This window comes from Flavobacterium tructae, from assembly GCF_001853485.1.
Classification (GTDB): domain Bacteria; phylum Bacteroidota; class Bacteroidia; order Flavobacteriales; family Flavobacteriaceae; genus Flavobacterium; species Flavobacterium tructae.
The window spans coordinates 310,665-323,462 of sequence record NZ_MIKE01000024.1 but is presented as its reverse complement, the minus strand read 5'-3'; the positions used below and the strand labels follow the sequence as shown (position 1 = coordinate 323,462).

13 protein-coding genes are annotated in these 12,798 nt (G+C 35.3%); 6 read left to right on the top strand and 7 right to left on the bottom strand.

The window, feature by feature from the left end; genetic code table 11:
- The gene (locus BHE19_RS15095; RefSeq protein WP_070907819.1) at positions 1–1,137 is read right to left on the bottom strand and encodes a lipoprotein N-acyltransferase Lnb domain-containing protein; all 1,137 of its coding nucleotides are present in this window, start codon (positions 1,135–1,137) and stop codon (positions 1–3) included.
- A gap of 37 nt (positions 1,138–1,174) precedes the next feature.
- Positions 1,175–2,242 (bottom strand): putative type IX sorting system protein PorV2, encoded by a 1,068-nt coding sequence (locus tag BHE19_RS15090; RefSeq protein ID WP_449404123.1) that lies wholly within the window; start codon positions 2,240–2,242, stop codon positions 1,175–1,177.
- Between the two features lie 212 nt (positions 2,243–2,454).
- Here BHE19_RS15090 and BHE19_RS15085 point away from each other — a divergent pair, with 212 nt between their 5' ends.
- Both BHE19_RS15085 and BHE19_RS15080 read left to right on the top strand, forming a co-directional pair.
- Positions 2,455–3,171 (top strand): CDP-alcohol phosphatidyltransferase family protein, encoded by a 717-nt coding sequence (locus BHE19_RS15085; protein ID WP_017494921.1) that lies wholly within the window; start codon positions 2,455–2,457, stop codon positions 3,169–3,171.
- A 10-nt stretch (positions 3,172–3,181) separates the two neighbouring features.
- Entirely contained in the window at positions 3,182–4,042 is an 861-nt protein-coding gene (locus BHE19_RS15080; RefSeq protein ID WP_017494920.1) for a glycoside hydrolase family 25 protein, read from the top strand.
- A gap of 56 nt (positions 4,043–4,098) precedes the next feature.
- Here the strand turns inward: BHE19_RS15080 and lptB are convergent, their stop codons facing one another.
- From lptB to BHE19_RS15060, 4 genes are all read right to left on the bottom strand, one after another.
- Complete coding sequence (lptB, locus tag BHE19_RS15075; protein ID WP_017494919.1) at positions 4,099–4,839, bottom strand: LPS export ABC transporter ATP-binding protein; 741 nt, start codon at positions 4,837–4,839, stop codon at positions 4,099–4,101.
- A gap of 87 nt (positions 4,840–4,926) precedes the next feature.
- Entirely contained in the window at positions 4,927–5,280 is a 354-nt protein-coding gene (locus BHE19_RS15070) for a carboxymuconolactone decarboxylase family protein (RefSeq protein ID WP_017494918.1), read from the bottom strand.
- On the bottom strand, positions 5,273–6,088 hold the full coding sequence (gene tatC, locus BHE19_RS15065) for a twin-arginine translocase subunit TatC (RefSeq protein ID WP_017494917.1): 816 nt from the start codon (positions 6,086–6,088) through the stop codon (positions 5,273–5,275). Before tatC ends, BHE19_RS15070 begins: the two co-directional genes overlap by 8 nt.
- The gene (locus tag BHE19_RS15060; protein WP_070907817.1) at positions 6,088–7,053 is read right to left on the bottom strand and encodes a KpsF/GutQ family sugar-phosphate isomerase; all 966 of its coding nucleotides are present in this window, start codon (positions 7,051–7,053) and stop codon (positions 6,088–6,090) included. Before BHE19_RS15060 ends, tatC begins: the two co-directional genes overlap by 1 nt.
- 87 nt (positions 7,054–7,140) lie before the next feature.
- Between BHE19_RS15060 and recQ the strand changes: the two genes are divergently transcribed.
- From recQ to BHE19_RS15045, 3 genes are read left to right on the top strand one after another with little or no spacing between them, the layout of a single operon-like run.
- On the top strand, positions 7,141–9,336 hold the full coding sequence (recQ, locus tag BHE19_RS15055; RefSeq protein ID WP_070907816.1) for a DNA helicase RecQ: 2,196 nt from the start codon (positions 7,141–7,143) through the stop codon (positions 9,334–9,336).
- A 9-nt stretch (positions 9,337–9,345) separates the two neighbouring features.
- Positions 9,346–10,104, top strand: a complete 759-nt coding sequence (locus BHE19_RS15050) for a hypothetical protein (protein WP_070907815.1) — start codon at positions 9,346–9,348, stop codon at positions 10,102–10,104.
- A gap of 4 nt (positions 10,105–10,108) precedes the next feature.
- Positions 10,109–10,528, top strand: a complete 420-nt coding sequence (locus BHE19_RS15045; RefSeq protein ID WP_089059944.1) for a hypothetical protein — start codon at positions 10,109–10,111, stop codon at positions 10,526–10,528.
- A gap of 112 nt (positions 10,529–10,640) precedes the next feature.
- Here the strand turns inward: BHE19_RS15045 and BHE19_RS15040 are convergent, their stop codons facing one another.
- Positions 10,641–10,880 carry a hypothetical protein gene (locus BHE19_RS15040; RefSeq protein WP_070907813.1) on the bottom strand — a complete coding sequence of 80 codons (240 nt, stop codon included), beginning with the start codon at positions 10,878–10,880 and terminating at the stop codon, positions 10,641–10,643.
- A 305-nt stretch (positions 10,881–11,185) separates the two neighbouring features.
- Between BHE19_RS15040 and BHE19_RS15035 the strand changes: the two genes are divergently transcribed.
- The gene (locus BHE19_RS15035) at positions 11,186–12,745 is read left to right on the top strand and encodes an NAD(P)/FAD-dependent oxidoreductase (RefSeq protein ID WP_070907812.1); all 1,560 of its coding nucleotides are present in this window, start codon (positions 11,186–11,188) and stop codon (positions 12,743–12,745) included.
- Positions 12,746–12,798: the final 53 nt, after the last annotated feature.

Here is a 12,798-nt window from a genome sequence, read left to right as displayed (position 1 = left end):
TTAGATAATAATTGGAATACGTTTTTTATTTCGAATAGCCACTCTCACCAAAACAAATCCACTAGTTATGATCATTGGCAGAACAATAAAGAAGTGCGCTTTGTTGATCATAAAAATGGTGTAAACGATCAGGAAAAGTAAATGTAGAACTGCGAATCGATACGTCCATCTTTTGTTTTTTAAGAGCGAAAAGAGGATTAATATCAATAAAAGCGGACTTAATAAAAGTACATTATAGTTCATTGCCAGTTCCTGATGAAGCGAGTAGAACCCAACCGTAATAAAAAAGATTCCTATTAACGATAAGATTAAAAGATAAATTTTATCTACCACTTTATGGTGTGCCAAAACTACAAAGCCCAATAGCAGGAGGTAAGTGTAAATATTATTCCACCATGAACTTGGAATCTCTTTTTCAAAACTTAGCAGCGTTTTACTTTTATTTACTAAAGGCTGATTCTGAAAAGTAGTTTTTTCTAAACTGTTTTTTAATTCGAAGGGTAAAAAGATCTTCGTGCCTGCCTGGTCTACTTTTGTTCCGAAAATAATACTGGTTCCCAGCTGCTCATAAAAATGATCTTTGAAGTAAGGAAACAAAATAGATCGATAGGTTTCAGTTGTATCTCCTTTTTTAGTTACAATATTTGCCTTTAAAGATTTATTGATGACATCTACAACCATCGAAGTACAGTTTTTGTCGATAAATTTATAGGTGTAATATCGTTCCTCAGAGAATGCGGCCGCATTTAAATTGTCAAAAAGTTTTTGTTTTAAATCTGGAGAGATCAAAAGTTCCTGCTCGAAAACACTTCTTTTTTCGTTAGTATAATCGTTTATAAACTCAGGAAATGATCGTACACTGACAAAATACTGTAAATCCCCCTTCGCGAACTTAGCGACAAAATTAGGCGTTCTAAAATCAAAATTACCGTAATTGTAGACAACATCGATATTGTTCGCCAGATCAGTAACACGAATGGCAGTGTGGCCAAAATAACTATAACTTTCGTTACCCAATCCGCAGGTAATAACGCTTATTTTAGCCTCTTTTGATAAGGGTACATTTTGGCTATAACCTAAAAAACCTAGTAATAATAGTAAACTAAAAAGTGTTTTTTTGAAAAGGACATTTTTCATAATTTAAAATTTTAAGAAGTTTAACGGTTAACAAATATTATCTAAAGATACCTAAATCTACTTTTAATGAAAAAATATTAGAGTATAAAGCGGTGCTTTGATTTCCTAAATCAGTCAGAGCATAATCCACCTGAATGCCTTTGTATTTAAAACCAAGGCCAATGTTGGGTTGAAAATTTAACTTTTCAGTATTATCCAGTTGAGTTACGTTTTGAAAATTTCCTGCTCCTGCTCTTAGAAACACAAGATTAGTATAGCCAAATTCAAATCCCAAAGCAGGATCTATACTAACCACTTTTGAGGAAATAATATCATTGGTTTGCTCGAAACGCATGTTTAAATTGGTAGCGACCAAAAGACTATAATCGCCGTGAAACTCAATTTTTTTAGAAACTCCCAGTTGAGCTTTTGGTAAAGTAATCTCAGTACTTTCTGGTAATTCGCTGTTTTCTCCCGGAATGGCATTGGCAATTTTTTTGTATTCCTCTTCATTAATATTCCATACATTATAGGTAGTGGTAATATCTCGAAGCATCAAACCAAAGTTCCATCCATTTCTTTCAAATTGAAGGCCAAAGTCAAAGCCAAAGCCCCAGGAATTGGCAAATTTTCCAATAACCCTTCTGATTACTTTTGCATTTACACCATACTGAAAACCATCTACAGGTAATTTCCTGGCGTAAGAAAAAGTAAAACCATAATCGGCAGTAGAGAACAATCTAATTCGGTTGTAGTCTATATTTCCCTGATTGTCGATCAATTGAGTGGTGTCCATGATATCATCAACTCCAAAACGAATCATCGAAATTCCCCAGGCACTTCTGTCATCAATCGGGCTGGCATATCCAATGTAGTCGTATTGTGCAATATTGGCAAAGTAATTGGCGTGCATCAATGAAATTTGATGATCCTCAAGATGAGTAAGACCAGCCGGATTCCAATAAACAGAATTGACATCATTGGTAGAAGCGACAACAGCCCCCGACATTCCTAAGGCGGCTGCATCAACACCAATATTCATAAACTCATTCGAATATTTTCGAACGGTTTGTGCATACTGTAAGGTGCAACTCCACAATAATAAAAATACAAAGATTTTCTTCAACGGATATATTTTAGCAAACCGGAGTCTGTTTTAATTTTTATCAAAAATATAATATTTTACTCATCTAATTGAAATTATTGTAAAACTTAAATTTTTCAGGAGAAAATGTTTATAAAGCTTTTGAAAGGAGAGAATTTTAATAGAAATTTTTGCTATTAATGTCGCTTATTTATACGAAATTTGCCCTTCACCATTTGTTAAAAATATAAATCATGAACATTAAAAAACACATTCCTAATTTAATCACATTAATCAACTTGTTCTGCGGCTGTATTGCTGTTGTTTTTGTTTCTCAAGAGAACTTTTTAATGGCTTTTTGCATGGTTTCCTTAGGGATCTTTTTTGATTTTTTTGATGGTTTTTTTGCCCGATTGTTCAAAGTTTCAAGTCCGCTTGGATTACAGTTAGATTCGTTAGCAGATATGGTAACCAGTGGTGTTGTTCCGGGTTATGTAATGTACAGTTTGTTCTTAAAAAGTGCTGACCCGAACAATGAAGTTGCCTTAACAATCGTTCCTTTTCTTGGATTTATTGTAACATTAGGTTCTTGTTACCGATTGGCTAATTTCAATATTGATACACGTCAGACGGATTCGTTTATAGGTTTGCCAACTCCGGCGAATGCTCTTTTTATTTTAAGCCTTCCATTAGTTATCGATTTCTCTGATTCATTATTTATATTTGAAATGTTAACCAATCATTGGGTTCTTTTGGGAATTACTTTATGCAGTGCTTATATTTTAAATGCCGAAATTCCATTGTTCGCCTTAAAGATTAAAAAGTTTACTGTAAAAGATAATGTCCTGCAAATTGTGTTTTTATTGATTTGTTTGGTGTTGGTGGTGTTATTACAGTACATGGCAATTCCGTTAATTATTATCATTTATGTGTTGCTTTCCGTAGTGAATAATATCTTTTTGAAAAAGTAGTTTTATTGGAATGGCAAGAAAAACGACCACCCGAAGAGCTTCTTACTCCCGAAAATCGAAACCTCAGAGGTCAATTTTAGCGAGCGGACTTCGTTTTATTATTTACTCTTTTTTAGTATTGCTTTTTTTTGCGACAGTTTATCATTATCGTGATGGACTGGCTTATTATCTTGGCTTTAAATCAAATAAAGTTTTGGAAGAGGATGCTGTAGAGAAACATCTTTCTGATGTTAGAAATGTCCAGGTTCTGGAAAATCACAAAGGAAAAGTAATCGGTATTGACGTTTCTGAATTTCAGGGAACCGTACATTGGAGTGATGTTGAGGTTTTGGAAGAAAAATATCCGGTCCAGTTTGTTTTTATCCGGGCTACGGCAGGAAATAACAAAGTCGACAGGCAGTTTATGCACAATTGGTTAGGCGCGAAAAAGCATAAAATTATTCGTGGGGCTTATCACTATTATCGTCCCAACGAAAATTCGATAGAACAGGCAGATTTGTTTATTAAAACAGTAAAATTACAAAAAGGGGATCTGCCTCCGGTTTTAGATATCGAAAGATTACCTAAGAATCAGTCATTAGACAGTTTGAAGAAAGGATTAAAACGCTGGTTGAATAAGGTCGAGGCGCATTATCAGGTACGTCCGATTATTTATACCGGAGAGCGTTATTATGGTGATTTTCTTAAAGAAGAATTTGGAGAATATTTATTCTGGATCGCTAATTATAATTTCTACAGAGAGAAGATTGAAGAAGATTGGTTATTCTGGCAATTTACTGAAAAAGCAACTTTACCGGGAATCAAGCGTACTGTAGATGTGAATATTTACAACGGAGATTTAGAACAATTGCAGTTTATTACTGTGGAATAGTTTTCAGTCGCAGTTTTCAGTTTTCCTGAGACTGAAAACTGCGACTGTATACTTTCTTAAAATTCAAGTTTCTTTTTACGAAGTTCAAAATTTTGCCCCAGGTAAACACGACGAACCATTTCATCTTCCACTAATTCTTCAGGTACACCCGCTTTTAAAATTCCACCCTCAAACATTAAGTATGTTTTATCAGTGATGGCTAAAGTTTCCTGAACGTTGTGGTCGGTAATTAAAATTCCGATGTTTTTATTTTTCAACTGTGCTACAATTCTCTGAATGTCTTCAACCGCAACCGGGTCAACTCCTGCAAAAGGTTCATCTAGTAAAATGAATTTTGGATCTGTTGCCAGAGCACGTGCAATCTCAGTACGACGACGTTCTCCACCCGAAAGCAAATCTCCACGGTTGGTACGAATGTGTTCTAAGCTGAATTCTTCAATTAAACTTTCCATTTTGGCGATCTGCGCTTCTTTTGATAGTTTAGTTAATTGCAAAACACTCAGAATATTGTCTTCAATGCTTAATTTTCTAAAAACAGAAGCTTCCTGTGCTAAATAGCCAATTCCTTGTTGAGCACGTTTGTACATAGGATAATCGGTAATATTCAGATCGTCCAGATAAATGTTTCCTGAGTTAGGTTTAACCAATCCTACAATCATGTAAAACGAAGTCGTTTTTCCGGCACCGTTAGGTCCCAAAAGACCTACAATTTCTCCTTGATTAACTTCAACGGAAATTCCTTTTACAACACTGCGTCCTTTATAGGTTTTTATTAAATTATCGGCTCTTAATTTCATTTTATAAGTTTAATCGTTTAAACGTGTGAATCGTTTATTCGCTACAAATTAACAAATAAACGATTCAACAAATAAACGTATTAACAATTATTTAGTTTCAGCTTCTTCTAAAGCTTCCCAAAATTCGTATGCTCTTCTCAAATGTGGAATTACGATGGTTCCGCCAACTAAAGTTGCGATCCCCATAGCTTCCATCATTTCTTCTTTCGTAACACCTTCTTTATGGCTGGTTTCAAGATGGTATTTTACACAATCATCGCAACGCAAAACAGCTGAGGCTACTAATCCTAAAAGCTCTTTTGTTTTAACATCAAGAGCTCCGGGAGCATAAGCATTGGTGTCAAGATTGAAAATTCTTTTTACAATTTTATTATTGTCAGCCAACAATTTCTCGTTCATTTTAGAACGGTAATCATTAAATTCTTTTATGATATCAGACATTTTCTTTCATTTTATTTCGATAAACAATCTTAGAAATCAGGATACTTACTTCGTAGATAAGCAACATTGGTATCGCCACAATAGTTTGGCTCACCACGTCAGGAGGTGTTACAATCGCTGCGATAATCAAGATGATAATAACGGCATATTTCCAATATTTTCTTAAGAATTCAGGAGTTACTAATCCTAATTTGGTTAAGAAGTAAATGGCAATTGGCAGTTCAAAAAAGATAGCACTTCCCAGTATACTTGTTTTCACCATTCCCATATAAGAGTCTAATGTGAATTGATTTTTTACAACATCACTCACAGAAAAAGTGGCAACGAAATTTACCGACATTGGGATCACGACGAAATACCCGAACAGTACTCCTAAAAAGAAAAGTAAAGAAGAGGTGAAAATAAATACTCTGGCATTTTTTCGCTCTTTTTCATATAAAGCAGGACTGATAAATTTCCAGATTTCCCATAAAATATAAGGGAAGCTCAAAATAAAACCGGCTAAAAGACACATCCATACAAAGATATTTACCTGTCCTTCCATTTCTGTATTTTGGATAATGAAATTCAGCTGTGTGATACAGATGCTGTCAGCAAAACCTAGTTGGTGTGATAAATCGCAGAACCAAACATAAGTAAAAAAAGTAGGTCGGGTTGGACCAAGAATAATTTCGTCAAATAAATAGTCACTTATAAAATAGGTTACAAATGCCATTATCATAGTTGCAATTGTACTTCTAACCAGCAACCATCTTAGTTCTTCAAGATGATCCAGAAATGACATCTCGCCAAGGTTTTTTTTTGCCATTATACGATTCCTTCTTTTAAAATGTCATGTAAATGTAATACTCCTTTGTACTCTCCATTATCTGCAACAATAAGCTGCGTTATCGAAAAATCTTCTAAGATATTCAAAGCGTCAACCACCATTGTTTCTGAAGATACGAATTTAGGATTTTTAGACATAATATCTTTTGCAGTTAAATCAGCAATAGTATCTACGTCATTTAGCATTCTTCGGATGTCTCCGTCAGTAATGATTCCGATAATTTTATCGTTTTCGATTACCGCAGTTACTCCCAGTCTTTTTTCAGAGATCTCAAAAATTGCTTTTTTGATGGAGGTATCAGGAGTAACCATTGGTTTTAAAGAGTGCTCAATCATGTCTTTAACACGAAGTAATAGTTTTTTTCCTAAAGCTCCGCCAGGATGATAAACCGCAAAATCTTCGGGTTTAAAATCGCGCATTTCCATCAGACAAACCGCTAAGGCATCTCCCATAACAAGTTGAGCAGTGGTACTGTTGGTTGGTGCCAGATTGATCGGGCAGGCTTCTGTTTCGACAGTGGTGTCTAATACATAGTCAGAGCCTTTAGCTAAAAATGAAGTTACATTCCCGGTCATTCCAATCAGGATGTTTCCGAAACGTTTTAACAAAGGAACCAATACTTTTATTTCAGGACTGTTTCCGCTTTTTGAAATGCAGATTATGATGTCTTCGTTTTGTATCATACCCAAATCACCGTGTATGGCTTCTGAGGCATGTAGGAACATAGAAGGCGTTCCAGTTGAGTTAAAAGTAGCGACCATTTTTTGAGCAATAATGGCGCTTTTTCCGATGCCTGTAACGATCAATCGGCCTTTAGTTTCGTAAATACGTTGGACAGCTTCGTAGAAATTTTCGTCCAGAAAATCAATTAGCTTTGTAATTGCTTCGCTCTCAGATAGTATGGTTTTTTTGGCGATTGCCAATATATTTTCTTTTGTGATCAAAACAGAATATTTAAAATTTGTATGTATAAAAGAAAGTTGTATCTTTATGTGTTGCAAATTTATACAAAATATCCATTAATATAAAGAATGAATTCAAACGAAATTGAAATACACAAGGAATTAAAGAAGTATTTCGGCTTTAGCCAATTTAAGGGCTTGCAGGAGCAAGTCATTACGAGTATTTTAGAGAAGAAGAATACTTTTGTAATTATGCCAACTGGCGGTGGAAAGTCTCTTTGTTATCAATTACCCGCTTTAATTCAGGACGGAACGGCCATAGTTGTTTCTCCTTTGATAGCTTTGATGAAAAATCAGGTTGATGCTATTCGAAGCCTTTCCTCAGAAAACGGAATTGCCCATGTGTTAAATTCCTCTCTCACCAAAACAGAAATTGCCCAGGTTAAAAAAGACATCACTTCAGGTTTGACTAAGCTTTTGTATGTAGCGCCTGAATCGTTAACAAAAGAAGAGTATGTGGCTTTTTTACAAAGTGTATCCATTTCTTTTGTAGCGATTGACGAAGCGCATTGTATTTCAGAGTGGGGCCATGATTTCAGACCGGAATACCGTAATCTGAAAAATATAATCAAACAATTAGGGAAAGTACCTATTATTGGACTTACCGCCACTGCAACCCCAAAAGTTCAGGAGGATATATTGAAAAATCTTGAAATGGCCGATGCGAATACTTTCAAAGCATCGTTCAACAGACCGAACTTGTACTACGAAGTTCGAACAAAAACAAAAAATATAGAGTCGGATATTATTCGATTTATCAAACAGCATAAAGGCAAATCCGGAATTATTTACTGCCTAAGCCGTAAAAAAGTAGAGTCTATTGCCGAAGTTTTACAAGTTAACGGGATCAGTGCTGTGCCGTATCATGCAGGTTTAGATGCTAAAACCCGTGCCAAACATCAGGATATGTTCCTGATGGAAGATGTTGATGTGGTAGTGGCAACTATTGCATTCGGAATGGGGATTGACAAACCGGACGTTCGTTTTGTAATTCATCATGATATTCCAAAATCACTGGAGAGTTATTATCAGGAAACGGGTCGTGCCGGTCGTGATGGAGGAGAAGGACATTGTCTGGCTTACTACTCCTATAAAGATGTAGAGAAGTTGGAGAAATTCATGTCCGGGAAGCCAGTAGCTGAACAAGAGATTGGATTTGCTCTTTTGCAGGAAGTAGTAGCGTATGCCGAAACTTCAATGTCACGCAGAAAGTTCCTATTGCATTATTTTGGTGAAGAATTCGACAGCGAGACTGGTGAAGGTGCAGATATGGACGACAACGTTCGTAATCCTAAAACAAGAATTGAAGCCAAAGATCAGGTAGTTAAATTGTTGGAAATTGTTCGGGATACCAAGCATATTTATAAGTCAAAAGAAATTGTGTTTACCTTAATTGGCCGCGTAAATGCTGTAATTAAGGCACACAAAACAGATACCCAGTCGTTTTTTGGATCGGGCTCTGACCACGATGAGAAATATTGGATGGCCTTGCTCCGACAAGTTTTGGTAGCAGGTTATCTGTCAAAAGATATTGAAACTTACGGTGTGGTGAAAATCACGAAAGAAGGTTTGAACTTCATTAAAAAACCGGTTTCATTTATGATGTCTGAAGATCATGAGTACAGTGAATCTGAAGATGAAGCAATTGTAACCGCAGGAAAATCGTCAGGAACAGCCGATGAGGTTTTAATGGGCATGCTCCGCGAATTGCGTAAAAAAGTAGCTAAAAAATTAGGAGTTCCTCCGTTTGTTGTTTTTCAGGATCCTTCACTTGAGGATATGGCTCTGAAATACCCAATTACTTTAACGGAACTATTTAATATTCATGGTGTAGGTGAGGGGAAAGCTAAAAAATATGGTGGTGATTTCGTTTCTTTAATCAGCAGATATGTTGAGGATAATGATATCATTCGCCCGGATGATTTAGTAGTTAAATCTACAGGAGTCAACTCAGCTAATAAATTATATATCATTCAAAACATCGACAGAAAATTGCCGCTAAGTGATATCGCTTCTGCAAAAGGACTTTCGATGGACGCTTTGATCAAAGAAATGGAACAAATCGTTTATTCGGGTACCAAGCTAAATATCAAATACTGGGTTGATGACATGCTGGATGATGATCAGCAGGAAGAAATTCATGATTATTTCATGGAATCGGAATCTGATAAAATCGAGGATGCTCTTAAAGAATTTGATGGTGACTATGATATTGATGAGTTGCGTTTGATGAGAATTAAGTTTATCAGCGAAGTCGCAAACTAGGTTGTTTTTATGAAGTTTTTAAAAGCTATTTTTATTTTTGTCGTATTGATATCTACCAAATCGTTTGCAACTGCTCAGGTTTCAGATTATTTGATTATTGATAAAGATACATTGCGAATTCAGTCAAATCCATTAGAAGAATATTTCAAGATACATCCTATTCCTGAAAATTTAATAACTACCATCTCTAGTGCAAATTGGAGAGGTTATATCGCCTATTTTAAGTTTTTGGAAGGAAAACTGGTTGTTGAAAATATATATAAGGAGGATTACAAGAAGAATAGTAAAGGCGAAAGCGATTTTTTCTTGACTTCTATTTATAAAGCTATTTTTGGTGAAAACAAAAATTTTGAATGTAACTTTTATTCGGGTCTTCTAATTTGTCCTTCAGGAAAAATGTTGCAGTATGTTCATATGGGATATAGTTCTGTATTTGAAAATTATACTTTGATAGAACTAAAAGATGGAGTAAACGTAAAATCTAAAAAATTAACCGCCGAAGAATTTATGGGTTTTAAAAAGAAATATTTCAAATATTATAAAAAGACTGACGAATACAAACAAAAAGCAAAAGAATTTAAAGAAATGACGGCTGAAAGTGATAAGGTTTTAAATAAATTGACACTTGAAAACTCAAATAGTAATAGTAAAGAAAATAAATATTTAAAGCAAAAAGAAGCTGATTACAAAGCCGATAAGGAAGTGGAATCTTTCATGTTTATTTTTTTAAACGATTATATGAAAACAATAGAAATTCCTTTAAACTAATTATATGAAAAAAACATCATTTTTATTTACATCACTTGGTCTTTTATTATTGGCGATGTTAATTTTTAGTTTTTCGACAGAAAGTAAAGAACAAGATTCTAGATTAATTGGAGTCTGGAAAGGTTTTGAAGTTGAAAAACAGATTGAAGGAGTAGAAAAGCACTGGATACAACAAAGATTTGAAAACGGCACCTATGTAATTATGTTTACCACAAAAGAGGATTGCCAAATAGAAACTTTTACTGAAAAAGGGAAATGGTGGACAGAAAAAGGAAAATTTTATGAATTGTCTTCGAATGCAAAAAATCCAGAAGTGTATAGTTATGAAATAAAGAATGATGAAGTAGTAGAATTTAAAAGCATAAAACTTTCAGGAGAGAAAAAGGATACCTATATATTTAGCGATTATAAAATTAATTTCTAATTGCTGCAAAATAAAAAAAAAACTCAAGATATAAATTCCAAATTCCAAGCTGGTTAAGCAATTGGAATTTGGAATTTATTTTTATTGGAATTTCATCCCAAAAATTAGAATTTTATCCTTCAAATACTTCCCCCCGATGCGGCTTCAAAGCATCTCTTACGGGAATCATATTTTCATCGGTAACGACCATAAAAGCAATGGCATGCATGTCGTTTATGATTTTAAATCCTGTAATGTTTAACGGAAGTTTTTCGATTATGATATATTCTTTTAAGTGAATTTCATGATGCTCAGCTGTTTTAGCAGAAGCTGGCCCACGGAAATCCCAAATTAGTTTTATTTTTCTGGACATTATTTATAGGTGCAAAGTTTCAAAGAGGCAAAGGTACAAAGGTTAGTTTGAAATTTCACTTTGAAATTGTCTTATTGTCCGTTCGGGCGAAGTCGGGAACCCTTGTCCGTTCGAGCGGAGACGAGACCCTATGTCAGTTCGAGCGGAGACGAGAACCTTTGCTATATTTTGACCTCACTCAATGCGACTGGACGTTGTCATTCTAATTCAGATAAAATTTTCAATTGATGTATTTTCATTTCAAAATAGTATTTTTGCATGTTCTTTTCATAGAAAGAAAAGCTAATTTGAATAAATAAAATACAATGCCAAGAGAACTTTTACTTCAGGTAACACCGGAAATAGCAGCAAATGAGTTGTTGCTGAAAGACCATTTGTCTAAACAAATAAAAGTTTCTCCCAAAGAAATTCAACACGTTTCGATCTTGAAACGATCTATTGATGCGCGTCAAAAAGCGATCAAAATCAATTTAAAAGTTATTATCTATCTGCAAGGTGAGCCTTTTCAGGAAACTAAAATAGAATTGCCTGTATATAAGGATGTTTCGTCGGCACAAGAAGTAATTGTAGTTGGAGCAGGTCCGGCAGGGCTTTTTGCAGCGCTTCAATTAATAGAGTTAGGTTTAAAACCAATTGTACTGGAGCGCGGAAAGGATGTGCGCGGACGTCGTCGTGATTTAAAAGCAATAAATCGTGAACATATCGTTAACGAAGATTCTAATTATTGTTTTGGTGAAGGTGGAGCAGGAACCTATTCAGATGGAAAATTATACACACGTTCTAAAAAACGTGGAGATGTAACCCGAATCTTAGAATTGCTTGTTGCTTTTGGAGCTTCTGAAGACATTCTCATAGAAGCACATCCTCACATTGGGACCAATAAGTTGCCAAAAATTATTGAAGATATTCGAAATAAAATCATAGAGTTTGGTGGTCAGGTTTTGTTTGATACACGGGTTACTGATATTCTGGTAAAGAATAATGAAGTTGAAGGTGTCGTTATTCAGAACGGTGATAAGATTCTGGCAAATAAATTAATCCTGGCAACAGGACATTCAGCACGAGATATTTTTGAGTTATTGGACAAAAAGAAAATTTTTATAGAAGCAAAACCTTTTGCTTTAGGAGTTCGTGCAGAACATTCTCAGCAATTAATTGACAGTATTCAGTACAGTTGTGATTATCGCGGGGAGCATCTGCCTCCTGCGCCATACTCTATTGTAAAACAGGTCAACGGTCGCGGAATGTATTCGTTTTGTATGTGTCCGGGTGGTGTAATTGCGCCTTGTGCAACGAGCCCAGGTGAGGTGGTTACGAATGGTTGGTCGCCTTCAAAACGAGATCAGGTTACGGCAAATTCAGGAATTGTAATCGAATTAAAGTTGGAAGATTTTAAGCCTTTTGCAAAGTTTGGAGCTTTAGCCGGAATGGAATTTCAAAAAAGTATCGAACAAAAAGCATGGCATTTGGCTGGAGAAACTCAAAAGGTTCCTGCTCAACGAATGATCGACTTTACACAGAATAAAGTTTCAGCTGATATTCCGAAAACGTCTTATGTTCCCGGAACAACTTCGGTTGAAATGGGGCAGGTTTTTCCGGGATTTCTATCACAAATTCTACGCGAAGGGTTTAAAGAATTTGGAAAATCAATGCGCGGTTATTTAACCAATGAAGCAATTTTGCATGCTCCGGAAAGCCGCACGTCATCACCAGTTAGAATCCCTAGAGATCCTGCGACTTATGAGCATTTGCAAATTAAAGGATTGTATCCGTGTGGAGAAGGTGCCGGATATGCCGGAGGTATTATTTCTGCAGCCATTGATGGAGAAAAATGTGCTTTAATGATTGCTGAGACCTTGAAATAGAGTGTTTTTTATAGTAAAAGTAGTATGTTTGTAAAGCGTATTCTTAACTTTAT